Here is a 24,040-nt window from a genome sequence, read left to right on the forward strand (position 1 = left end):
CACCCCACCCACCCCGACCCACCCCGACCCACCCCGACCCGCTTGACGGCGTTGAACAGGAGGTTAGCGGCACACACAGAGATCAAACTCACCGCTAACCTCATGATCAACAAGGTGGGACGGGGTGAGGCCCGGGGTGGGTGGGTGGGTGGGTGGTTATTCGAAGTTGCCTTGGTGGGTGGTGGGGGTGGAGTTGTCGCTGGTGGTGCCGGCGGGTGGGGTGGTCAGGCCGCCGGTGGTGGCGTCGCCCGTGGTGGTCGGGGCGACCTTGCCGCGGTGGCGCTCCGGTTGGCGGGCCACCCGACGGGCGCTGGCCGGGCCGGCGGTGCCACCGGTCGTGGTGATCGCACCCTGGCCGCCCGTCGGCCCACCGTCGCGCAGCACGTTCGGGTCGATCGGCACGTCCGCCGGGTCGTCCGGGTCGTCGCGCTGCAACTGACTCTCCACATCGGTCGGCGGCACGGTCACCTCGTCCAGGGCGCCTTCGCCGTACACGCCGCCGGCGATCCGCTCCTCGGCCCGGCGGGCGGCGTCCTGTCGCATCTCGTCCTCACGCACGATCCATCACCTCGCAGAAGGGTCGGTCTCGGTGCGTGCCCGGTGACCGGCGAGGCAAACCCGCACCGCCGGTTCACCGGGTCGTCGCACGGCGCTTGCCTGCCCGCCGTGCCGGCTGCCGATGCTGTGCAGCGGATTCGGCGGGAGATCCCCGCAGGAGGGAGAGGACAGCGTGCGCATCGTACGCCGTACCGCCGTCGTGGCCCTGGCCGCGACGATCGTGACGACCATGCTGACGGCACCTGCCGCGGCACATCCGCGACCAGACCGGGACTTCGACCTACAGGCCCACCGGGGCGGACTCGGGCTGCGGGTGGAGAGCAGCCTCGCGTCGTTCGGCAACGCCCTTCAGCTCGGGGTGAGCACTCTCGAACTGGACGTGCAGATCACCGAGGACGGACGGGCCGTGGTCACCCACGACCGGCGGGTCAGCGCCGCGAAGTGCAGCGACACCGCCCCGGTCGTACCCGGTGACCCCGAGTTCCCGTACGTCGGGAAGTACGTCAACACGTTGGCCCTGGCACAGGTACGCACCCTCGACTGCGGCTCGCGTACGCTGCCGGACCGGCCCGGGCAACTCGCCGTGCCCGGCGCTCGGATGCCGCTGCTGAGTGAGGTCTTCGACCTGGTCAAGCGGTACCGGGCGAACGACGTGACGCTCAACATCGAGACCAAGGTGGAGGCGGGAGCGCCGAGCGAGACCGCGCCACGGGAACAGTTCGTCCAGGTCACCGCGAAGGAGATCCGGGCCGCGGGGCTGCTGCGGCAGGTGACCATCCAGAGCTTCGACTGGGGCGCGCTCAAGCGGATGCGTCAGGTCGAGCCACGACTGCCGTTGGTCGCGCTGACCAACTACGACTTCCTCCAGGTCGGGCAGCCGGGCGCCTCCCCGTGGCTGGGTGGGCTGGACATCGACGACTTCGGCGGCGACCCGATCCGGGCGATCCGCAGCCTGGGCGTCACCGCCTTCTCACCGGTGCACGGCTTCCCGCAGAACGGCACCGTCAGCGACCCCGGCTACCGGCCGTACGTGACGCGGGAGCTGGTGACCCACGCACACCGCAACGGCATCACGGTGATCCCGTGGACGGTGAACGACGCCCCGACCATGGCCAAGCTGATCAACGACGGGGTGGACGGCATCATCACCGACTACCCGGACCGGCTGCGCACGCTGCTCGCGCAACGCGGCTACCGGCTCCCCCGGGCGTACGCCTCGCCGTTCGACGTCCAGGCGCACCGCGGCGGCCGGGCGACCCGGCCCGAGAACACCCTGCCCGCCTTCGCCAACGCCCTGGCCAACCCGGCGATCTCCACCCTGGAGCTGGACACCGGCGTGACCTCCGACGGCAGGCTGGTCGTGCTGCACGACCGTACGGTCAACGGCTCGCACTGCCTCGACACCGCACCGGTACGGCCGCGCGACCCGCAGTTCCCGTACGTGGGAAAGCTGGTGCACCGGCTGAGTCTCGCGCAGCTCAAGACCCTCGACTGTGGTACGAAGACGGCCGCCGACCTGCCCGACCAGGTGCCCGTCCCGGGTGCCCGAATCCCCACCCTGGAGGAGGTCTTCGCGCTGGTGAAGGCCAGTGGCCGGACGGACATCCGGTTCAACATCGAGACGAAGATCAGCCCGTTGGTGGACGACACCGAGCCGTACCGCAGCTTCACCCGCAAGCTGGTCACCGCGGTGCAGCGCGCCGGCCTCACCAGCCGGGTCACCGTCCAGTCCTTCGACTGGCGCACCATCACCTACGCCCGACACCTGGACCGGCGGATCGAGACGGTCGCCCTGGTCTGGCAGTACGGGCCGACGGAGTGTGCCGGGCTGGCCGACGAGTGCTCGCTGCGGGCGGTGTACGGCGACCCGTCGGTCAAGAGCCCGTGGACCGCTGGACTGGACTGGTGGAAGTACCGGGACCTGGGCAAGCTCACCCGGGCTGCCGGCGCTGCCACGGTGTCGGCGAACTGGCAGGTGCACGACCCGGCACAGGGTTCCGTCACCCACCCGGACTGGTACCTGCGGCAGGACCCGACGTACTTCCACGGACCGGACGTACGCACCCTCCAGGACCGGTACGGCCTCAAGGTGATCCCGTACACCGTCAACGACGCGGCGGTGATGCAGCGGGTGATCGACCTCGGAGTTGACGGCATCATCACCGACGACCCGGATCTGCTGGTCGGCGTGGCCATCCGCAACGGTCTGCGGTGAGCCCAGCGCGGGCGGCGCGGCACCCCGGGCGTCGCCCGCGCGGACGGGCGGTAATCGTGGCCCGGACGGCGTTACTGCCCCCGTCGGCGGGGGTAGACGCGGGGTGCCCCCGCCAAGTGCGCGAACCGTGCCGTGGCCGACACGCGGTAGCGGGGCGAGGGTCGCAGGTTACGACTCATCAATCCTGAGGAGGACAGATGAGCACGCAGGCTGCATCTACCAGGCCGATGAACCGTCCGGCGCAGGACGTTCAGAACCGCGCGGCCATGCAGGAGGCACCGACCCGTCAGATGCCGATGATGCAGGACGGGCACCGGGAGCCGATGCCGGCACCGGGTACGGAGACCAAGCAGGCGTTCCTGACCACCGAGTTCTGGATCTACGCCGCTGCCGTCACCACCGTGGTCATCGCCGCCTTCTGGCGTGGCACCAGCTCGTACGGGCTGAACCTGAACAACCCCGGCCAGGCGTGGTTCTTCATCACCCTGCTGACCCTCGGTTACCTGGGCAGCCGTGGTCTGGCCAAGGCCGGTAGCGCGAAGCGTTCCGGTGAGGAGCGCAAGCGGGGGCGGTGACCCCCGCACCGGCGAGGCCGCGACCGGCCCGCGTACGCACGGTGGCCCTTCGGGAGAGATCCCGAAGGGCCACCGTCTCGTCGTGCCTAGAACTCCTCGAAGCCGCCGAAGTCGCCGCCACCGAAGTCGCCACCGAAGTCACCGGCGGCCTCGGACACCTCGTCCTCGGCGCCCTCGAAGGCGTTACCGATCATGTGGCCAGCGAGCATGCCCCCGGCGGCACCCAGCGCAGCGCCGGCCACCACCCCACCCATGCCGACGCCGCCCCGCTGATGCGGGTGGCCGAACTTCTGCGCGCCGCCGTAGCCCTGCGGGCCGAACGCCTGGGCGCGCATGGCACCGAAGCGGCCGATGGTCTCCTGCAACCAGCCGTCGACCACCTGCACCCAGTCGGAGCGCTCCGCGTCGGTGTGCGCCACCTGGTAGCGGCCGAAGACGTCGTGGCCGGGTGCCAGGAAGCCGCCGCGCTTGTCGCACTCCAGCACCACGTCGACGCCGTGCGGGTTGGTGACGAAGGTCAGTTCGAGTTCGTTGATGGTCTGGGCGTACTGCGGCCCGGCGAAGAACTCGATCTCCTGGTAGAACGGCAGGGTCTGCTGCACCCCGTGGATCAGGCCGCGCTCCAGGTCGGCCTTCTTGAACCGGAAGCCGAGCTGGAGGAACGCCTCCAGGATGCGCTCCTGCACCGGCAGCGGGTGGACGTTGATCTCGTCCAGGTCGCCCTTGTCGACCGCGCGGGCGATCGCCAGCTCGGTACGCAGCCCCAGCGACATGCCGTGCAGCCGCTGACCGTAGACCGCGGTGATCGGCGTCTCCCAGGGCAGTGGAAGCTGGAACGGGATGGACAGCGTCTGCTTCGGCGCGAGTTGCAGCGGCCCACTGACCACCTGGCGGTGGAACTCCATCACGCCGGCCTGCTCACCGATCTCGACCCGGGTGACCAGCCCGATGGCGATGTGTTCGATGTCCGCCGCGGCGTCCCCACCGAGCAGGTTGACCTGACCGTCGAGTGCCAGTCCGGGCCTGGTGTTCGGGTTGGCCAGGACGGTGTCCACACTGGGACCGCCCACGCCCAACGCGCTCAGCATCTTCTTGAAGACCATCGGTACTCCTGCGGGGTCTGGTGCCCGAACTCCCCTGCGGGACCGGACGCGGACCAGCGCACCCTATCGAGCGGGCCTGTGAGGTCGCTGAAAACCGGCGGTTTCGGTGGCCCGTGCCGCGCCTGAATTGCCCAGCCATCGTCCCTTGTGCCGTATGCCGGGCGGCCCGACCCGGGCCGCCCGGCGGACGTGCCAAACCGGTCAGGGGCGTCGGTGGTGCCGGACGCCGCCGGGATGCGGATGGTCCAGCGCAACCGTTGACGGGACGGCCCGACAAGCAGTGCTGGCCGGGCCCGTGCGGGCCCGGCCATCGATGGTGCGATGTCAGCTTGCGGTGCAGGCCACCGCAGGGGCCGAGTTGGTGCCGTTCCAGCTGCCGAGGAAGCCGAAGGTGGTGCTGGCCCCGGCGCCGAGGCGGCCGTTGTAGGAGACGTTGCGGGCGGTCACGGTGGAACCGCTGCTGGAGACCGTGGCGTTCCAGGACTGGGTGACCGTCTGGCCGTTGGCGTACGTCCAGCGCACCGTCCAGCCGTTGATGGCGCTGGAGCCGGCGGTCACCCGCACCTCACCCTGGAAGCCGCCCTGCCACTGTCCGCTGATCGAGTAGGTCGCCGTGCAACCGGCGCTCGGCGGTGGGGTCGACGGGGGCGGCGTCGACGGCGGCGGAGTCGACGGGGGCGGGGTGGACGGCGGCGGAGTCGACGGCGGGGGCGTGGTCGGCGGGGTCGAGTCGTAGACGCTGGCCTGTCGCGCGGTCTGCCGGATGCCGTTGGTGCCGTTGAACAACCGCTCACCCCAGCTGGTCAGCTGGTTCGGGTTGAAGTTGGTGGCCATGTCGAGGTACTCCACGCCACCGCTGTTGCCGCTCCAGGACCAGCCCAGCCAGCCGATGCCGTTGGCCTGGGTGTAGGAGAGGATGGCGTCCTCGTCGGGGTTGCCGTCGGAGTGGTTGTGCCCGAACTCGCCCACCACGATGGGCAGGCCACGGCTGCGGAAACGACCCAGGTAGTCGCTGATCTCCGCGGCGGTGTCGAAGACGCCGTACATGTGGACCGAGAAGACCGTGTTGCCGGCCGGGTCGGCGCTGAAGACGGTGGGGGCGTTGTCGCGCATGGTGAACGACCAGTCCTGCCCCCAGTTCGGGGCGTCCACCATGATGGTGTGCGTGAGGCCGCCGTCGCGCAGCCGACGGATCGCGTTGGCGGTGTCGGTGGCGTACGACGAGTAGTTCTGGTTGCCGTACGGCTCGTTGCCGATGTTGACGATCACGTAGGCTTCCTGGCCGTTCAGCGCGCTGGCGATGCTGAGCCAGTAGTCGACCGCACGGTCCAGGCTGATCGCGCCGCTCTGCTCGCCGTACCCGGTGGTGTCGTGCACCTCCAGGACGCAGATCAGCCGGTTTGCCTTGCAGAGCTGGATCACGTTGGACACGTCGCTGGCGCTGTTCCGGGTCCACCGGTCGCCGCTGGAGAGCACGACCCGCACCGAGTTGGCGCCGAGGGCCTTGATGTCGGCGAAGGAGCTGGTCTGGTTCGGGTACCAGGTGTGCGCGTGGTTGACCCCACGCATGATGAACTCGTTGCCGTTGGCGTCGTAGAGCCGCCCGTTGCTGACCGTGAAGCCGGCGGCGGCGTGCGCCGAAGGTCCGAAGGCGAAGACTGCGGCGACGGTCGCCAGCAGGATGGCGCCGACGGCCGCGAACAGTTTTCTCATGCATTTCCTCGCAGGAGGTTTCTCCCCCGTGCCCAGGGGGTGCGGTGAGTGACAGGTGAGCGGCTGCAGCCCGACAGCCGCGTTCAGACCCGGCGAGGCATCAGCGTATGCCGATGGGATAGCGAAAGCAACCGGTTCAGTACGCCGGCTACCCGTGACGACCCAGGAGACACCGAGTCGCCACGGGGGCGGACATCCCCACCACAGGATGCACACCACGCCGGCATCTGAACCGGTTCAGACAACGGTAGGCACGGGCCGGGCGCACCGTCAAGCGTCGAGCAGGGTTGACCGATCCGGGCCGGGGTATCCGGAATGACCCGCCCCCGGCTCGAAGGAGACGTCAATGGTCAGCATCGGCTACACCCTGATGTGCGAGCAGGCAGGTCCGAAGGACCTCGTCGACCACGCCGTGCGGGCCGAGGCGGCCGGCTTCGACCACCTCGTCATGTCCGACCACTACTACCCCTGGCTGGAGTCGCAGGGTCACTCGCCGTACGCCTGGTCGGTGCTGGGCGCGGTCGCGCACGCCACCTCCCGGGCGGCGCTGATGTCCTTCGTGACCTGCCCGATTCGCCGCTACCACCCGGCGGTGGTGGCGCAGAAGGCGTCGACGCTGGGCGTGCTCTCCGACGGCCGGTTCACCCTCGGCCTCGGTGCCGGGGAGAACCTCAACGAGCACGTGGTGGGCGGCTGGCCGCACGTACAGCAGCGGCACGAGATGTTCGAGGAGGCGTTGCAGATCATCCGGCCGCTGCTGAACGGGGAGACGTTGACCTTCTCCGGCAACCACTTCGACGTGCCGGACGCCTACCTCTGGGACCGACCCGACACGCCGGTGCCGATGGCGGTGGCCGCCTCCGGCCGGCAGTCGGCGACCCTGGCCGCCGAGTACGCCGACGGCATGATCGCCACCGACCCGGAGTCACGCCTGGTCGAGATGTACGAGCAGGCCGGCGGGGCCGGACGTCCCCGGTACGGGCAGGTGGCCATCTGCTACGGCCCCGACGAGGCCGAGTGCCGCAAGATCGCCCACGACCAGTTCCGCTGGTTCGACCTGGGCTGGAAGGTCAACAGCGACCTGCCCGACACCGACTCCTTCGAGGCGGCCACCCGCAGCGTTCGCGAGGAGGACGTGGCGGCCGGGCTCTCCTGCGGCCCTGACGTGGACAAGCACGTGGCGGCGTTCAAGAAGTTCGTCGACGCCGGCTTCACCCACGTGGCACTGGTTCAGGTCGGCGGCGACACCCAACCGATGTTCCTGGACTGGGCGCAGGAGCAGCTGCTGCCCCGACTGCGTGACCTCTGAGCAGGAAGGCGTGACAGTCGATGCGTATCGGCAACACGGAGATCCGCCCCGCCGGCGGCGGCGTCGGCTGCCTCCTGATGATCCTGTTCTCCCTCGTCGCCTCGATCGTCCTGACCGTCCTGCTCAACCTGCTCCTGTGACTTCCGACAGGTGTTGACCAAGAGGTTCTGGTCCCGACACGCCGACGTCGGAGACCGGAACCTCTTGATCAACGCGGCAGAGGCGGGGTGAGGTCGAGCTCCGCGAGCAGGGGGTAGTGGTCGGAGGCGTGCTCGGTGTCGGGGGTGCGGATCACACGTAGCTGGGTGAGGTGGGTGGCCAGGGTGGGGGTGGCGAGCAGGTAGTCAAGGCGCATGTCGACGAACTCGGCACCACCGTGGGCGGTCGGCACAGTCGGTCCGGCGTCCGCTCCGAGATCCACCAGCCCGGCGGCGAGCAGCCGGGCCACCGCGCGGGTCTCCACCGTCCGCCCATCACGACGCAGATGCCGGCGACGGTACGCGAGCGGCAGCCGACCAACCTGGTCGGCGTGCCCGGCGTACGGATCGAGGGTGTTCAGATCACCGGCGAGCAGTGCCAGGCCGTCGTGGCTGGGGCGGAGCGCGGCGACCGCCCACCCCGCCTCGATCAGCCGGCGCGTGCCCGAATACGGGTCGAGGTGGGTGGTGAGCACCGTCAACGGACCGGCGTCGGTGCTCACCACCACGCGTTGGGCCGCGTGGTGGAACGGCCGGCGCACCGGTGCGGCGGCCAGCACCGGCCACCGCGGGGCCACCAGCAGCGCGACCGGCTGCCCCAACCAGGAACGGGCCAGGAACGGGCGGAGCCCGACGCCGCTGGCGAAGCCCGCGACGTCGAGACCACCCAGCTCCTGCAACGCGAGCACGTCCGGCCGCTGCTGGGTGATGACCCGGGCCACCAGCTCGCGCCGGTCCGGACCGCCACGGTCCCGGCCGCCGGTGCGGATGTTCCAGGTCATCACCCTCAGCACGGCCGGCTCAGCCCGGCTGGCCGGCCCGAGCCAGCTCGTCGTCGAGAGTGTCCACGTCCTCCGACTCGATGGCCGGTTGGTTGCCCTGCCGGACGTCCTCGTTGGGTCGCACAACCCAGTACAGCAGCCCGATCCAGAGCGAGGTGAGCAGGATCGCGCCCATGAAGTCCGTCGGGTGGTGCATGCCCCGGTACATCCGGGAGATCGCCACCCCGACCGGCATCACCACGGCGAGCGCCACGAAGACCCACCGCCACCACCGGTCGGTCCGAGGGAAGACGATGACGGCGATCGCGACCCAGATGCAGAGGCTCGCCGCGATGTGCCCGGACGGGAACGACGAGGTCGGCATCGGGCCGTCCAGGTTCTCCACCGGCGGGCGCGGCCGGTCCACCGCCGCCGCGCTGGCCAGGAAGAGGGTCAGCTCGCCGAACATGGTCAACGCTACGAACAGCACCGGCCGCCAACGCCGCCAGATCGCCAGCACCAGCGGGCAGAACACCAGCGAGATCGCCAGGATGGCGTGAGTGTCGCCGACCTTGCTCCACCACCAGCTGAAATCGTCGAGCGAGGCGGTACGGCGCTCGGCGAACCAGTTGGGCACCGTCTCGTCGAGGCTGGCCAGGAAGGTGTTGTCGGCGTGGTAGCTGACGAACATGCCGAAGCCGTAGAGGGCACCGAACACCAGCACCCAGCCGACGATGATCTCGGCGACGCCGGCCCGGGCATGCGGCAACAGCTTCTCCTCGTCCGGCGCCGGCGCCACCTCGTGCCCGGCCTCCGGCTCCAACCCCTCGGTCAGCGGCGCCGCGGGCCGTCCCCGCTCCAACCGCCACAACCGGAAGGCGTACGCGGTGACGCCCAGCCAGGCCGCGCCGAGCAGCCAGGCACCGATCACGTCGGAGAGGAAGTGCACGCCGAGCGCGACCCGGGTGAACCCGATCAGGAAGACGACGGTGGCGACCAGGGCCATCGCCGGCCGACGCCAGCGGGGTGCCATCGCCGGCAGGAACACCAGCAGCAGCGCGCCATAGGCCACCATCGACCCGAGCGCGTGGCCGCTGGGGAAGCTCTGCCCCGCGTACGCGCCGATCGGCACGTCCACCTCGGGGCGCAACCGGTCGACGAGCGTCTTGAGCGAGGGGTCGAGGACCAGCGCGCCCACGCCCGTGGCGATCAGGAACACCGCGAGGCGACCCTGCCGGCGGATCAGCAACCCGACCACGGCCACGGTCACCAACCAGATGATGACCGTCCGCCCACCGAGGTCGGTGATGGCGTTGAGCACCGTCACCAGCGGCCCGATCGGTGCCACCTGGTCGTTGAGCCACTCGGCGACACCGTGGTCCACGTCGTACAGCGGCGACCACCGCACCCGGACCAGCACCAGCACCAACCCGAAGCCCACCCCGGCACCGAGCACGAGCGCCAAGCCGGCGAGCGTACGTTCGGTGAAGTGTCCGAGGGGTCGTCGCAGTACGTCCCTGACCGCGCCCACGGCAGCCTCCTTCGCCTCTGGCGTGCCGCAGTACCCGGTACGCCGTCGCGGTACACCCGGCGATGCCGTGGGTCAGAGCGCGGTCATCTCACCGGTGTCGTGCACGGGGACCCGCTGCGCCTTCGGCTCCCACAGGTCCGGCCTTGCCGGCTCCTGCACGCCGATGCGTACCGCCTCGAGTTGCGCCGCGAACGAGAGCCCCCCGAACAGCGCCATGCCGGTGAGGTTCGCCCAGAGCAGCAGCGCCATGACGCCGGCCAGCGCGCCGTAGGTCTGTCCGAAGTCCTCGCTGAACCGCACGTAGCCGGCGAGCCCCAGGCTGGCCAGCCACCACAGCGCGGTGGCGATGCCGGCACCGAACAACAACCAGGACAGGCCGGGTTGGTGGCGTCGGGGCGCGTGGCGGAACAGCACCGCGACGGCGAGCACCGTCAGGCCGAGGCTGAGCGGCCAACGCACCAGATCCCACACCGTGCTGGCGACGTCACCCCAGGCATAGTGGCGTTCCACCGAGTCGCCCATCGGACCACCGCCGACCAGGATGAGAAACCCGGCGAGGGCCGGGAGGCCGGCGCTCACGGCGAGCACGGCCGCCCGCAGGTACTTCCACAACGCCGGTCGGTCCCGTTCGACGCCGTAGATGCGGTTGGCGCCCCGCTCGATCTGGGCCATCGTGCTGGTCAGCGCGACCAGACCGGTGATCAGACCGAGAGCGAGCGCCACCTCCCCGGTCTCCTCGGCCCGCTCGGCGCCCGCGTCGTCGCCCCCGCCGAGCAGCTCGGCGACCATCTGATCACTGGTGCCGGGGGTCAACGCCAGCACCGTATCGGCGACCACCTCACCCCCCTCGGCCACGCCCAGCTCGGAGATCAGCCCGGTGAGGGCGATCAGGAACGGCACCACCGCGAGACAGAGCTGGAACGCGAAGGCTCGGGAGTGACTGAACCCGTCTCCGTAGCGGAACCGGGTGAAGGCGTCACGCAGCAGGTGCCAGCCGCCCTCCCGGCGCAGCGTCTGCCAGGCATGATCGGCGCAGAGCTGCTCGTCGGACATCAGCCGGGTCTCCGGCACGATCTTGGTGCTGCTCACCGTGCGGCCCCTTCGTTCGCGACTGCGGGGCTCGCAAGCTCACTCCTCGCGCTCACCGAGCCCACCCTTCGTTCGCGACTGCGGGGCTCGCACGCTCACTCCTCGCGCTCACCGAGCCCACCCTTCGTTCGCGACTGCGGGGCTCGCACGCTCACTCCTCGCGCTCACCTCGGCCCTCCTCGACGAGGCGTTCGCCCCGCTCGGCGGCGGCCGACGCGTCCTCGGCCAGGTCAGGATCCTGCTCCGGTCGCGGTACACACAGCCACAGCGCCCGCCGCCGAATCTGCACCCGCAGCTCGCGGCCCGGTTCGATCAGGTCGCCGTCCAGCTCCCGGGGCTGGCTCCGGTTGCTGGTTATCTCCACTCGACGGGCGCGGTACACCTCCATCCGCGGCACCCGGTCGCGGCGGCGCAGCACCGCCCAGCCGAGGGAGAGCCAGTGCCGCAGCGTGCGCGGAGTCAGCACGGCGACGTCGAGGTACCCGTCGTCGGGCTCCGCCTCGGTGAGCAGGGTAAGACCGCCCTGGAGCCGGCCGACGTTGGCTACCAGCACCGAACGGGCGCGACGGCGCAGCGGTGCCTGGTCGTCCAACCGGATCCACACCCGCATCGGCCGGTCCCGCAGGTGTCGTGCGGCTCCCACCACGTACGCGGGCCAGCCGATCCGGCGCTTGGTCGTCTCGCTGGTGGCATCGAGCATCTGGGCGTCGAAGCCCATGCCGGCCATCACCGCGAAGTGCTGCCCGTCCACCTCACCGACGTCGAGCAGGCGTCGGCCACGCTCGATCGCCACCGCCAGCCCGGCGGGCAGTTCGTCGGAGAGCCCCAGGTTGGCCGCGAGCAGGTTGCCGGTGCCCTGGGGCAGCACGGCGAGCGCCACCTCGGAGCCGACCAGAGCGTCGACGCAGGCCATCACCGTACCGTCGCCGCCGCAGGCGAAGACCACGTCGACCCCCGCGGCGAGGGCCTTCTCGGTCTGGCCGCGACCGGGATCGTCGGGGGTGGTCTCGAACCACAGCGGTTCCGGCCAGCCGGCCGCGTCGAGCGTGTCGCCTACGGTACGGCGCAACGCGTCGAGATCGGTCACCTTGACCGGATTGACCACCACCGCGCTGCGCAGCGGCCCTTCGTCCCGTCCAGCTTCCACGGCGTCAGTGTGCAGCACCCGGCCGGGTTGGGCGACCCGACGCCGATGTGCCTCGATTCACCCAGCCGACGTCCCTCGCCGACGTTTCGACCGACGGCCACCGGGGGACGCGGGTCAAGCGGCCGTCAGGCGCTGGCGCGCAGCGCGACCTCGACCCGGTGGCGTACGTCGGCCAGGTCGACGCCGGCCTCGGTGAGCGCCAGCGCGGCAAGCCCGTTGCCCTCCCGCAGCAGGCCGAGCAGGAGGTGCTCGGTGCCGATGTGGTGGTGACGCAGTCGAATGGCCTCCCGCAGCGACAGCTCCAGCGCTTTCTTGGCGCGGTCGGAGAACGGGCCACCGGTCCGCCGCCGGCCCCATCGACGGCGCGGTGCCGGCACCGCCTCGCGCAGGGCGTCCGGGCCGAACGACTCCTCGATCCGGGCGACGATGGCCGACAGGTCGATGCCGATCTCCCGCAGCGCCGCCGCGTCGGCCTCGCCCAGGCCGCTGCCCCCGGTCTCGGTATGGCGACGGATCCGCTCGCGCAGGTCGTCGGCGGTGACCCCCGCGTCACGGAGCACCCGTACGGCCAGGCCGTCCCCGTCGGCGAGGATGGCGAGCAGAAGGTGCTCGGTGCCGACGGGTCGCTGCCCCTCGGCGCGGGCCTCCTCGCGCGCCCGCCGCACGACCGCGCGGGAACGGTCGGTGAATCGTTCGAACATCACGCCTCCCAGGAGGAATCGACCGCCGGTCGCCCGGCATGCTTCTTGTGCACCGCCTGTCGGCTGACCTCGAGCGCGTCAGCGATCTCCTGCCACGACCAGCCCTGTCGCCGGGCGTTGTCGACCTGGACCACCTCAAGCCGTTCGAGCAGCCGGCGCAGGGCGCGGACGGCACGCAGACCGACCCGGGGGTCGGTGCTGCCGGCCGCCGCCGCGAGTTCCGTCGCCTGACTCATGCTGTCAACCTACATTGACATCAGGAGGGCGTCAACCCCAGTTGACAACCTCCTGGTGCCGCTAGGGTCGTGCCGCGTGGGGTTCCGCGCCAGCCGTCGGTCGGGGGTCCAGTGAGCCGGAACGAGAGTCACGAGTCACGCCGCTTCACGCTCACCGACCTGACTCTTGAGGTGGCCGGCGGCAGCGTGGTCGGCAACCGGTACCGCGACAATTACGACGTACTTCACGTCGATGCCACGCTTCCCTTCGCCGTGGTGGCCGACGGAATGGGCGATGGTGAGGGCAGCCGTCGCGCCGGTGCCGCCGCCGTACCGACGTTCGCCGCGCTGGTCCGCGAGACGTGGCCCGAGATCGGGGCAGACCGGCTCCGCACCGTTGCCGCCGCGGTCCAAGCCGCCGTGCTGGAGGCCGGCCGGGGTCGCCCCCAGCTGACCGGCTGCACCCTGACCGGCCTGGTCGTCGAGCCGGAGGGCGGCCAGGGCTGGGTGGTCCAGTTGGGTGACTCGCGGGCCTATCGACTCCGCGACGACCTGCTGGAACTGGCCACCATCGACCACACGGTCGCGTGGCTGGGTGTGCTGCACGGCTGGTACCCGACCGACTCTCCCGCCGCCGCCCGGGCCCGATACCAGCTCACCCGCTACGCCGGCCACCCGGCCGCACCGGAGGCCGACCTGCTGGCCGTGACCCTGCGTCCCGGCGACACCTGGCTGCTCTGCACCGACGGAGTGAGCGACCAGGTCAGCTACCACGTGATGCAGGAGGCCCTCACCGGCTCCGAACCGGCGGAGGCGGTCCGGACTCTGCTGCGCGCCTCACTGGACGCCGGTGGGGCCGACAATGCCAGCGCGATCGTGCTCCGGGCCCGGCCGGCACGGTGACCACCGACCGGGCCGGGCTACCGTCCGGCGATCACGCCCCGAGACGGCACCGGCGCGACTAGCCTCAGACGCAGGCCGGGTGCCACAGCTGCGGGGGTGATGCGGATGGCCGCCGCCAGCGACGCGCCGGTACTCGTCGGCGTCGGCCCGGAGGACGCCCTGCCGGTGGCCCGCCTCGCCGCCCGGGTCGCCGCCGCGCACGGACGCGGGCTGCACCTGCTGCACGCCTTCAACTGGGCCGCCTTCGACGCCCCTGCGGTCTCCAGCTCCCGGGCCGAGGCCGAACAGTTGATCGCCGAGGCGACCGCGGCGGCAAACGAGAACGAGCCGGGTGTGCTGGTCACCGCCGAGATCGCCGAGGGCTCGGCGGTGGCGAACCTGGTCCGAAAATCGGAGACCGCCTTCCTGGTGGTGGTCGGCGACGGCGGGATGGCCCACTGCGACCGCTGCATCCCGGCGGACAGCCCCGCCGTGCAGGTGGCCGCCCGCGCCGAATGCCCGGTGCTGGTCGCCCGGCGGGAACCGCCACCCTCCGGCCCGGTCCTGGTCGGCATCGACGGCTCGGCCTCCGGCGAGATCGCCCTGGAGTGGGCGCTCACCTGCGCCACCCGCCACGAGGCACGGCTTCTGGCGGTCTGGGTGGTCGACTCCGACGGCATCGTCGAGGAGGCCACCGAACGACTCAGCGAGACGGTGTCCCGCCACCGGGCCGACCATCCCGACGCCGCCGTCGAGTGCCACGTCATCCAGGGCGAGCCCGGTGACGTGCTGGTCGACCAGTCCCGCTCGGCGCAACTGGTGGTGGTCGCCGCCCGGGGCGAGGAACCGTCGCGCGGAATGCTCGGCGCGGTCAGCCAGTCGCTGCTCTACCACGCCCCGTCCCCGGTGCTGGTGATCCGTGGGGTGACCGACACACCCGACCCGGACGGGTCGTGACACCCGGGCCGGCGGGACCAACGGCCCTGATCCAGGATCGCCGATTCGGCCAAGCTGGCAGAGGAAACCGCGTTGCGGATGCAGGATTCACCGACCCGCGAGAGGCTCAAGCAGTATGGACACCGCCGTAGACCTGCGAAGCCCCCTGACCGATGACGAACTGCGCCGGCTGGACGCCTACTGGCGAGCGGCGAACTACCTCACCGTCGGGCAGATCTACCTGCTGGACAATCCCCTGTTGCGGGAACCGCTGGCCCCCGAGCACGTCAAGCCCCGCCTGCTCGGGCACTGGGGCACCTCCCCCGGGCTGAACCTGATCTACGCCCACCTGAACCGGGCCATCGTGGCGCGCGACCTCAGCGCCATCTACATCACCGGGCCCGGGCACGGCGGACCGGCGCTGGTGGCGAACACCTGGCTCGAAGGCACCTACAGCGAGCTGTACCACGACATCGGTCGCGACGAGGCCGGCATGGCCCGGCTGTTCCGGCAGTTCTCCTTCCCCGGCGGCATCCCGAGCCACGTCGCGGCGGAGGTGCCGGGTTCGATCCACGAGGGCGGCGAGCTGGGGTACGCGCTCAGTCACGCCTATGGCGCCGCCTTCGACAACCCCGACCTGCTGGTCGCCTGCGTGGTCGGTGACGGCGAGGCGGAGACCGGTCCGCTGGCCGGCAGCTGGCTGTCCAACGTGTTCCTCAACCCTGCCCGCGACGGGGCGGTGCTGCCCATCCTGCACCTCAACGGATACAAGATCGCTAACCCGACGGTGCTGGACCGTATCCCCGAGTCCGACCTGCTCGACCTGATGCGCGGCCAGGGTTACCAGCCGTACGTGGTGGCCGGCGACGATCCGGCCAAGGTGCACCAGAGCCTGGCCGCCACCCTGGACCGGGCGCTGGACGAGATCGCGGAGATCCAGCGCCGGGCCCGCTCCGGCGCAACCGTCGAACGTCCGCGCTGGCCGATGATCGTCCTGCGCACCCCGAAGGGCTGGACCGGTCCACGTGACGTCGACGGCAAGCAGGTGGAGGGCACCTATCGGGCACACCAGGTGCCACTCTCCGCGGTCCGCTCCAACCCGGAGCACCTGGCCGAGCTGGAGCGGTGGCTGCGCAGCTACCGACCGCAGGAACTGTTCGACGCCACCGGCGCGCCCGTCGCCGAGCTGGCCGAGCTGCCGCCCCGGGGGCCACGGCGGATGAGCGCCAACCCGGTCGCCAACGGCGGCGCACTGCTGCGCGACCTGGTCCTGCCCGACTTCCGCGACTACGCCGTCGAGGTGCCCCGCCCCGGTGGGACGGTCACCAGCGCCACCGGCGAACTCGGCAAGTGGGTCCGGGACGTGATCAGCGCCAACCCGCAGACGTTCCGGCTGTTCGGCCCGGACGAGGTCGCCTCCAACCGGCTCCAGGCGGCCTTCGAGGTCACCGGCAGGGCCTGGCTGGCCGGCACGGTCGACGGCGACGATCACCTCTCCCCCGACGGGCGGGTGATGGAGGTCCTCTCCGAGCACCTGTGCCAGGGCTGGTTGGAGGGCTACCTGCTCACCGGCCGGCACGGCATCTTCACCAGCTACGAGGCGTTCATCCACATCGTCGACTCGATGGTCAACCAGCACGCCAAGTGGTTGAAGGTCACCCGTGGCATCCCCTGGCGGCAGCCGGTCGCCTCGCTGAACTACCTGCTCTCCAGCCATGTCTGGCGGCAGGACCACAACGGTTTCTCGCACCAGGACCCGGGCTTCATCGACCACGTGATGAACAAGAAGGCCGAGGTGGTGCGGGTCTACCTGCCGCCGGACGCCAACACGCTGCTCTCCACCATGGACCACTGCCTGCGCAGTCGCCACTACATCAACGTGGTGGTGGCCGGCAAGCAGATCGCGCCCAACTGGCTCACCATGGACGAGGCCATCGCGCACTGCCGGCGCGGCCTGGGCATCTGGGACTGGGCCAGCACCGACGACGGCAGCGAACCGGACGTCGTGCTCGCCTGCGCCGGTGACGTGCCGACGCTGGAGACCCTCGCCGCGGCGGAACTGCTGCACCAGCACCTGCCCGAACTGAAGGTACGGGTGATCAACGTCGTCGACCTGATGCGGCTCCAGCCGGACTCCGAGCACCCGCACGGCCTGCCGGACTCCGAGTTCGACACGCTGTTCACCCGCGACAAGCCGATCATCTTCGCGTACCACGGCTACCCGTGGCTGATCCACCGGCTCACCTACCGGCGCACCAACCACCACAACCTGCACGTACGCGGCTACAAGGAGGAGGGCACCACCACCACACCGTTCGACATGGTGATGCTCAACAACCTGGACCGCTTCCACCTCGTGATCGACGTGATCGACCGGGTACCGGGGCTGGCCGCCCGCGCCGCGCATCTGCGGCAGGAGATGACCGACGCCCGCCAGTCCGCCCGCGACTACACGCGCCGGTTCGGCGAGGACGACCCGAAGGTGGCCGAGTGGCGCTGGGTCCGCGAGACCGACCCGACCAACCCGTGAGGAGATGCCCATCATGAGCGAGCACGGCGCAGGCGCGGAGATCCTGGTGGGCTACGACGGCTCGCCGGACGCCGCGGCGGCCCTGGAGTGGGCGCTGGATCAGGCCCGCCGCGACGGCCGGCCGGTCCGGTTGGCGTACGTCTTCGAGTGGCTGACCGTGGCCGGCTGGGTCGGTCCGGGCGTGACGCCGGGGATGTGGCCCGACGAGCAGGCCCGCCGGCAGGTCGAGGAACTGGTCGGCAAGGCCGTGGCGGACGCCGCCGCCACCCACCCGGGCCTGGACGTACGCGGCGAGGTGCTGGACGGTCCGCCCGCCCTGATCCTGGAGGAGGCTTCGACGCAGGCCGGCCTCTTGGTGCTGGGCAGCCGTGGGCACGGCGGTTTCGCCGGTCTGCTCGCCGGCTCGACCGCGGTCAACGTCACCGCGCACGCGCACTGCCCGGTGGTGGTGGTCCGTCGCCGGCCGGCCGAGAGTGACCGGGCCGGGCACGTCGCCGTCGGCGTGGACGGCTCGGAGCATTCGCTGCTGGCCCTCGGCTTCGCCTTCGAACAGGCGACCCTGCGTCGGGTGCCGCTGCACGTGGTGCGGGCCTGGCAGCCGCGACGCGAACAGTGGAGTCTGCGCGGCGAGCAGGCCCGCGACGCGGCGCTGGCCGACCAGCGGGCCGAGGTGGACGAAGCGCTGCGTAGCGGGCAGGGCAGTTTCCCCGACGTCGAGGTGACCGTCGAGACGGCTGCCGCCGCGCCGGCCGGTCTGCTGATCGACGCCAGCCGCAACGCGCAACTGGTCGTCGTCGGCAGCCGGGGACGCGGTGGGCTGCGGGGGATGCTGCTCGGCTCGGTCAGCCAGCAGCTCCTCCAGCACGCCCACTGTCCGGTCGCGGTGGTCCGGGAACGGTGAGGCGCGCCGTGGGCCGGGAACGCTGAGGTACGCCGTGGGTCGGCCGCTGTCAGGCCGGCCCCCGGCGCCCACCCCGGAGCGCGCGCAGCGCGTTGAGGATCACCAGCACGTCGATGCCCTCCTGAAGGAACGCGCCCGCCACGGGTGGCAGCCGACCGGCCGCCGCGAAGCCCATCGCCAGCAGCGCCAACCCCATCCCCACCGTGGCGCTCTGCACCGCGATCCGGCGGGCGTACCGGGCCACCTCGACCGCGTCGGCCAGCGGATCGAGGCGGTCGAGGCTCAGCACGGCGTCGGCGACATCGGCCGAGGCGGTCGCCCCGGTGGCGCCCATCGCCACGCCGACATGCGCCTCCGCCAGCGCCGGAGCGTCGTTCACCCCGTCACCGACCATCACGGTCACCGCCCGGCCGGCCTCGGCTCGAACCCGGCTCACCTTCTCCTGCGGGGTGCACCGGGCCAGCACGGCGTCGACACCCACCGCGTCGGCGACCCGACGGGCATCCTCCGGCCGGTCCCCGGTGACCATCACGATCCGGGTGAGCCCGGCGGCACGCAGCCGATCCACGGTCCGGCGGGCGTCGGGGCGTACCGGATCCTCAAGCAGGACGACGCCGAGCGGCCCGGCCTCGTCGGCCACCCACACCAGCGAGTGTCCCGTCCCGCCCGCCCGCCGGCGGGCCAGCTCGGCCCACTGCGGCAACGTCCCGGTGAACTGGCCGACCCGGATCCGCCGCCCGTCGACCCGCCCGCTCACCCCCCGGCCCGGCTCCTCGGTCACCTCAGCCGGGGTGACCAGCCGTAGGCCGCGCTCACCGGCGGCGCGCACCAGTGCCGCCGCCAGCACGTGCGAGGACAACTGCTCCACCGAGGCGGCCACCCACAGCACCTCGTCGGGGTCACCGCCGGGAGCCACGACGGTATCGGCGACCCGGGGACGGCCGGCGGTGAGCGTTCCGGTCTTGTCGACCAGCAGGGTACGCGCCCGACCGAGGACCTCCAGTGAGCCGCCGTCACGAACCAGCACCCCGTGCCGGGCCACCCGGGACAGTCCGGAGACGATGGCGATCGGGGTGGCCAGCAACAACGGACACGGTGTCGCCACCACCAGCACCGCCACCGCCCGGAGGAACTCGCCGGAGAGCACCCAGCCCAGCCCAGCCAGCACCAGTGTGAACGGCACGAAGGCGGCGGCGTACCGGTCGGCAAGCCGCACCGTCGGTGCCTTGCGGGCGGTCGCCTCCTCCGCCAGCCGGACGATCCCGGCGTACGTGCTGCGTTCGGCGCTCTCCGTGGCCCGCAGGCCGAACGCGGCCCCGGCGTTGACCACACCGCTGGACACCCGGGCCCCGGCTGCCCGCTCGACGAGCCGGGACTCCCCGGTCACCACCGACTCGTCCAACGTCGCGGCGGTCTCGGTGACGCCGTCGACGGCGACCACGTCACCCGGGCCGACCAGTAACCGGTCACCGACCGCCACCCGGTCCGCCGGCACCACCTCGACGCCACCTCCGGCGGTACGCCGCCGCGCGGTACGCGGTGCCCGCTCCAACAGCGCCCGCAGGTCCCGGGTCGCCCGGCGCTGCGCGTACGCCTCCAGGGTCCGCCCGGTAGCCAGCATCACCGCGACCACCGCGCCGGCCAGGTACTCGCCGACGACAAGTGATCCGCCCAGCGCCAGCACGGCGATCACGTCCACGCCGAACCGCCGCCGCAGCAGTTCCCGCAGCACCGAGGCGGCAGCCGGCAGCAGCGCGACCAGAGTGGCCGCCGCCCACCACGCGTCGGCGGCGCCCGAATGCCCGGCCAGCCGCACCGCCGCACCGGCCAGCACCAGCAGCGTGAGTCCGGCCAGCGGGATCCACAGCCACCAGTTCCGGCGACCCGAACCGGAACGCTCCGGTTCGGGTCGCGCCGGCTGGTCCGGCAGGCACTCGCCCGCGCCCCGGTCGTCCGCCGACCGTCGCTCCCCCACCTGCGGATCGTCTCAACCGGGTCGGGCGGGCGGAGCGGAACGCGGGTCACAGGTCCCGCCCGGTCGGGCCATGCGGATCCTGCGCGCCGCCGGCCGATGTCGCACGATGAACCGGACCGCACCCACAGCCGTACCGAGGTGCGGCACGATGGGCAGAGACGGAAAGGTCGTGAGGATGAGCCACCAGACGCCGGCTACCCACCGCCCGCTGACCACCGCCCTCGCGGAGGCCGCCGCGATGGCCGGTCACGCGCCGTCGGTGCACAACAGCCAGCCGTGGCGCTGGCGGGTGCTACCCGACGCGCTGGAGCTGCGGATGGTGCGCGACAGCAGGTTGGCCGCCACCGATCCGCAGGGCGAGCTGGTCACCCTCAGCTGCGGTGCGGCGCTGCACCATGCCCGGATGGCGTTGGCCGCCGAGGGGTGGGCGACAAGCGTGCAGCGAATGCCCGAACCGGGCGATCCCGACCTGCTCGCCCGCCTCACCGAGCCACGATCCACCGGCGCCGACCCGGACGCGATGCGGTCGGTGCAGTGCATGCAGGTGCGGCACACCGACCGGCGTCCGGTCAGCGACGAGCCGGTCTCCGCTGACTCGTTGAGCGCGATCGCGTCGGCCGCCGGCCGGGAGGGTGCCCGGTTGGAGATCCTCGATCGCGACCAGGTGCTGCAACTGGCCGCCTCCGCCTCGCACGCTGCCACGGTCGAGGCGGAGGACTCCCGGCTGCGGGAGGAACTGGAGTACTGGACCAGCCGCGCCGGCGGCACCGGGCTCACCCCGGAGGTGCTGCCGGAGCAGCCCGCGCAGACCACCGTGCCGGGCCGGGACTTCGGTCGCCCGGGCACCCTGCCGGTCGGGCCGGGGCACGACCGGGCGGCTTCCTACGCGGTGCTCTACGGCGACCAGGACGAGCCGGTCGACTGGCTCCGTGCCGGCGAGGCGCTCTCGGCCGCCTGGCTGGCCGCCACCCGACTGGGTGTCTCGATGGTGCCGCTCAGCGGCGTGGTGGAGGTGCCGGCCACCCGGCAGACCCTGCGCCAGCTGCTCTCCGGGCTCGGCCACCCGTACCTCGGCCTGCGCCTGGGGGTGGCCGACCCGGCCCACGCCGGCCCACCGCACACCCCGCGACTGCCCCGCGAGCAGGTGGTGGACACGTCGGCGGTGTCCGGCGACGCCGCCTAACGCGGCATGCCGGGCACCACGCCGGCCGGCCTCGGGCGTTTCCGCGCCGCCGGTCGCCGGATAGCATCGCCGGGTGACTGTCGGCGCGCCCAATCCCCGTCACGAGCCACCGTCGCTCGGCCTGAGCCCGCTGTCCCGGGTCCGCCTGGACGAACTGCTCCAGGAGATGCTGGATCGCGTCGGCGAGGTGGTGACCAGCCGGGAACGCCTGCGGGCGCTGCTCGACGCGGTCGTCGGCATCGGCACCGACCTGGATCTGCGCAGCACCCTGCGGCGCATCGTGCAGGCGGCCTGCGACCTGGCCGGGGCCCGCTACGGCGCGCTCGGGGTGATCGGCCCCGACCGGATGCTGCACGACTTCATCACCCACGGCATCCCCCCCGAGCTGCACGCGAAGATCGGTGACCTGCCGCACGGCCGGGGGGTGCTCGGCCTGCTCATCGACGAACCGAAGCCGGTGCGGATGCCGGACATCACCCAGCATCCGAACTCCTACGGCTTCCCGCCGCACCATCCGCCGATGCACACCTTCCTCGGCGTGCCGGTCCGCATCCGCGACCAGGTGTTCGGCAACCTCTACCTCGCCGAGAAGCAGGGCGGCGCCGAGTTCACCGAGGACGACGAGGAGATCGTCGTCGCGCTCGCCGGAGCGGCCGGCGTGGCGATCGAGAACGCCCGGCTGTACGCGCTGGCCAACCGACGGGAACGCTGGCTCGCCGCCACCGCCGAGATCACCTCGCTGCTGCTCGGCGAGGTGCGCCGTACCGACGCGCTGACCCTGGTGGCGCGGCGCGCCCGCGAGGTCGCCGAGGCCGAGCTGGCCCTGGTGCTGCTCTACGACGAGGAGGCGGACCACTTCACCGTCGAGGTCGTCGACGGAGTCGGCGCCCAGGCCCGCGCGCTGGTCGGCACGGTGCTGCCGGCCGCCGACACCAGCTTCGCCGGTCCGGTGACCCAGGGTCGGCACGACTCGGTGGAGGATCTGGCCCACGCCGCGCCATGGCCGGCGGTGCTGCACACCGGGCCGGCGGTGATCTCTCCGCTGGCCACCGCCGACACCCTGCACGGCGTGCTGGTGATCGCGCACAGCGCCGACCACGGCGGCGCCACCGACGACGACGTGACCCTGCTGGGCAGCTTCGCCGGTCAGGCGGCACTGGCCATGGAACGCGCCCGTGGCCAGGAGGAACGCGAGCAACTGGTGGTACTGGAGGACCGCGAGCGGATCGCCCGGGACCTGCACGACGTGGTGATCCAGCGGCTGTTCGCCACCGGCCTGCAACTACAGAGCGCGGTGCCGCTGACCGCGCGGCCGGAGGTCGCCAAGCGGATCAACGCCGCGGTCGACGACCTGGACACCACCATCAAGGACATCCGCCGCACCATCTTCGAGCTGCGTACCCCGATGAGCGCGGCGCTACGCACCGAGATCCGCGAGGCGGTGGAAGCCGCCGCCGAGTCGTTGGGGTTCCGGCCGAGGCTGGAGCTGACCGGGCCGATCGACAGCGCCGTGCCGGACGAGGTCCGCCCCGAACTCGCCGCCGTGCTCCGCGAGGCGCTGTCCAACGCGGTACGCCACGCCGAGGCCACGGCGGTGTCGGTGGCGGTACGCGTCGACGCCGCCCAGGTAGCCGTCACCGTGACCGACAACGGGGTAGGTTGCGACCCGGCCGCCGCCCGGGGCGGGCTGGTGAACCTGCGCGAACGCGCCGAACGGCACGGCGGCACCTTCGAGGTACGCGGTGCCCAACCGCGCGGCACCGAGCTGCACTGGTCGGTCCCGCTGGTGGCCTGACCCGCTACGGCTCGCGCGCGACGGGACTGCGCGGCGCCGGGCCCGGCGGGTGGGGTCAGTGGGTCTTGCCGAGCAGGCGGGTGGCCAGCACCGCAGCCTGGGTACGGCGTTCCAGGCCTAGCTTGGCCAGCACGCTGGAGACGTAGTTCTTCACCGTCTTCTCGGCCAGGAACATCTTGCTGGCGATCTCCCGGTTGGTCAGCCCCTCCGCGACGTACTCCAGGATGCGCCGCTCCTGCTCGGTGAGGGACTGCAACTCGCGGGGCTGCTCCACGCCGCTGCGGATGCGATCCAGCACCCGGGTGGTGATCGCCGGGTCGAGCAGCGACTGGCCGGCCGCCACCCGGCGTACCGCGTCGACGAGGTCGGTGCCCCGGATCTGCTTGAGCACGTACCCGGAGGCACCAGCCATGATCGCCGCGAAAAGCGCCTCGTCGTCCTCGTACGAGGTGAGGATCAGGCCCTTGATCGAGGAGTCCACGGCCCGGATGTCCCGGCACACGTCGATGCCGTTGCCGTCGGGTAGCCGGGCGTCGAGGATCGCCACGTCGGGCCGCAGCGCCGGAATCCGGCGGGCCGCCTCCTGGGCGGAGCCGGACTCACCGACCACCTCTATGTCGCCACTCGCGTGTAGCAGGTCGGCCAGACCACGACGGACCACCTCGTGGTCGTCAAGCAGAAACACCCGGATCATCCCCCCTTTCTACCCCCTCCCGCCCACCCC

Annotated in this window: 20 protein-coding genes; 9 read left to right on the forward strand and 11 right to left on the reverse strand. The window is 71.7% G+C overall.

Annotated features, from left to right (window positions below; genetic code table 11):
* Window positions 1-156: 156 nt before the first annotated feature.
* Window positions 157-558 (reverse strand): hypothetical protein, encoded by a 402-nt coding sequence (locus tag KBX50_RS31025; protein ID WP_210941414.1) that lies wholly within the window; start codon window positions 556-558, stop codon window positions 157-159.
* Between the two features lie 172 nt (window positions 559-730).
* Between KBX50_RS31025 and KBX50_RS33115 the strand changes: the two genes are divergently transcribed.
* The gene (locus KBX50_RS33115) at window positions 731-2,773 is read left to right on the forward strand and encodes a glycerophosphodiester phosphodiesterase family protein (RefSeq protein ID WP_307871131.1); all 2,043 of its coding nucleotides are present in this window, start codon (window positions 731-733) and stop codon (window positions 2,771-2,773) included.
* Between the two features lie 197 nt (window positions 2,774-2,970).
* Window positions 2,971-3,348, forward strand: coding sequence for a hypothetical protein (locus KBX50_RS31035; RefSeq protein ID WP_210829439.1), 378 nt, complete (start codon window positions 2,971-2,973; stop codon window positions 3,346-3,348).
* 86 nt (window positions 3,349-3,434) lie between these two features.
* Here the strand turns inward: KBX50_RS31035 and KBX50_RS31040 are convergent, their stop codons facing one another.
* Window positions 3,435-4,451, reverse strand: coding sequence for a sporulation protein (locus KBX50_RS31040; RefSeq protein ID WP_093402913.1), 1,017 nt, complete (start codon window positions 4,449-4,451; stop codon window positions 3,435-3,437).
* A gap of 324 nt (window positions 4,452-4,775) precedes the next feature.
* Window positions 4,776-6,164 carry a cellulase family glycosylhydrolase gene (locus KBX50_RS31045; RefSeq protein WP_210941415.1) on the reverse strand — a complete coding sequence of 463 codons (1,389 nt, stop codon included), beginning with the start codon at window positions 6,162-6,164 and terminating at the stop codon, window positions 4,776-4,778.
* A 346-nt stretch (window positions 6,165-6,510) separates the two neighbouring features.
* On the opposite strand from KBX50_RS31045, the gene KBX50_RS31050 reads away from it, so the two are divergent.
* Window positions 6,511-7,473 carry a TIGR03557 family F420-dependent LLM class oxidoreductase gene (locus KBX50_RS31050; RefSeq protein ID WP_210941416.1) on the forward strand — a complete coding sequence of 321 codons (963 nt, stop codon included), beginning with the start codon at window positions 6,511-6,513 and terminating at the stop codon, window positions 7,471-7,473.
* A 208-nt stretch (window positions 7,474-7,681) separates the two neighbouring features.
* On the opposite strand, the gene KBX50_RS31055 is transcribed toward KBX50_RS31050, so the two are convergent.
* From KBX50_RS31055 to KBX50_RS31080, 6 genes are all read right to left on the reverse strand, one after another.
* Window positions 7,682-8,464 (reverse strand): endonuclease/exonuclease/phosphatase family protein, encoded by a 783-nt coding sequence (locus KBX50_RS31055; protein ID WP_210941417.1) that lies wholly within the window; start codon window positions 8,462-8,464, stop codon window positions 7,682-7,684.
* 7 nt (window positions 8,465-8,471) lie between these two features.
* Window positions 8,472-9,962 (reverse strand): phosphatase PAP2 family protein, encoded by a 1,491-nt coding sequence (locus tag KBX50_RS31060; RefSeq protein ID WP_210941418.1) that lies wholly within the window; start codon window positions 9,960-9,962, stop codon window positions 8,472-8,474.
* Window positions 9,963-10,034: 72 nt separating this feature from the next.
* Complete coding sequence (locus KBX50_RS31065; protein ID WP_210941419.1) at window positions 10,035-11,051, reverse strand: YihY/virulence factor BrkB family protein; 1,017 nt, start codon at window positions 11,049-11,051, stop codon at window positions 10,035-10,037.
* A gap of 151 nt (window positions 11,052-11,202) precedes the next feature.
* Entirely contained in the window at window positions 11,203-12,198 is a 996-nt protein-coding gene (locus KBX50_RS31070) for a diacylglycerol kinase family protein (RefSeq protein WP_307871132.1), read from the reverse strand.
* Between the two features lie 125 nt (window positions 12,199-12,323).
* Complete coding sequence (locus KBX50_RS33700; protein WP_210941420.1) at window positions 12,324-12,899, reverse strand: Clp protease N-terminal domain-containing protein; 576 nt, start codon at window positions 12,897-12,899, stop codon at window positions 12,324-12,326.
* A complete protein-coding gene (locus KBX50_RS31080; RefSeq protein WP_093402906.1) occupies window positions 12,899-13,135 on the reverse strand; it encodes an HTH domain-containing protein in 237 nt (78 codons plus the stop codon). Before KBX50_RS31080 ends, KBX50_RS33700 begins: the two co-directional genes overlap by 1 nt.
* Window positions 13,136-13,246: 111 nt before the next feature.
* Between KBX50_RS31080 and KBX50_RS31085 the strand changes: the two genes are divergently transcribed.
* The 4 genes from KBX50_RS31085 (at window position 13,247) to KBX50_RS31100 (ending at window position 18,363) form a co-directional block, all read left to right on the forward strand.
* A complete protein-coding gene (locus tag KBX50_RS31085; RefSeq protein ID WP_210941421.1) occupies window positions 13,247-14,017 on the forward strand; it encodes a PP2C family serine/threonine-protein phosphatase in 771 nt (256 codons plus the stop codon).
* A 105-nt stretch (window positions 14,018-14,122) separates the two neighbouring features.
* On the forward strand, window positions 14,123-14,953 hold the full coding sequence (locus KBX50_RS31090; RefSeq protein ID WP_210941422.1) for a universal stress protein: 831 nt from the start codon (window positions 14,123-14,125) through the stop codon (window positions 14,951-14,953).
* Between the two features lie 115 nt (window positions 14,954-15,068).
* Window positions 15,069-17,462 (forward strand): phosphoketolase, encoded by a 2,394-nt coding sequence (locus KBX50_RS31095; RefSeq protein WP_210941423.1) that lies wholly within the window; start codon window positions 15,069-15,071, stop codon window positions 17,460-17,462.
* A gap of 13 nt (window positions 17,463-17,475) precedes the next feature.
* Window positions 17,476-18,363 (forward strand): universal stress protein, encoded by an 888-nt coding sequence (locus KBX50_RS31100; RefSeq protein ID WP_210941424.1) that lies wholly within the window; start codon window positions 17,476-17,478, stop codon window positions 18,361-18,363.
* Between the two features lie 49 nt (window positions 18,364-18,412).
* Here KBX50_RS31100 and KBX50_RS31105 read toward each other — a convergent pair whose 3' ends face one another.
* Window positions 18,413-20,338 (reverse strand): heavy metal translocating P-type ATPase, encoded by a 1,926-nt coding sequence (locus KBX50_RS31105; RefSeq protein ID WP_210941425.1) that lies wholly within the window; start codon window positions 20,336-20,338, stop codon window positions 18,413-18,415.
* Window positions 20,339-20,486: 148 nt separating this feature from the next.
* On the opposite strand from KBX50_RS31105, the gene KBX50_RS31110 reads away from it, so the two are divergent.
* Both KBX50_RS31110 and KBX50_RS31115 read left to right on the forward strand, forming a co-directional pair.
* Window positions 20,487-21,521: a nitroreductase family protein gene (locus KBX50_RS31110; RefSeq protein WP_247674775.1), complete on the forward strand. Its 1,035-nt coding sequence runs from the start codon at window positions 20,487-20,489 to the stop codon at window positions 21,519-21,521.
* A 121-nt stretch (window positions 21,522-21,642) separates the two neighbouring features.
* Complete coding sequence (locus KBX50_RS31115) at window positions 21,643-23,316, forward strand: GAF domain-containing sensor histidine kinase (RefSeq protein ID WP_210941429.1); 1,674 nt, start codon at window positions 21,643-21,645, stop codon at window positions 23,314-23,316.
* A gap of 55 nt (window positions 23,317-23,371) precedes the next feature.
* Here KBX50_RS31115 and KBX50_RS31120 read toward each other — a convergent pair whose 3' ends face one another.
* Window positions 23,372-24,010, reverse strand: coding sequence for a response regulator transcription factor (locus KBX50_RS31120; RefSeq protein WP_093402900.1), 639 nt, complete (start codon window positions 24,008-24,010; stop codon window positions 23,372-23,374).
* Window positions 24,011-24,040: the final 30 nt, after the last annotated feature.

It is taken from the genome of Micromonospora sp. C51, assembly GCF_018070435.1.
Taxonomy (GTDB): domain Bacteria; phylum Actinomycetota; class Actinomycetes; order Mycobacteriales; family Micromonosporaceae; genus Micromonospora; species Micromonospora sediminimaris.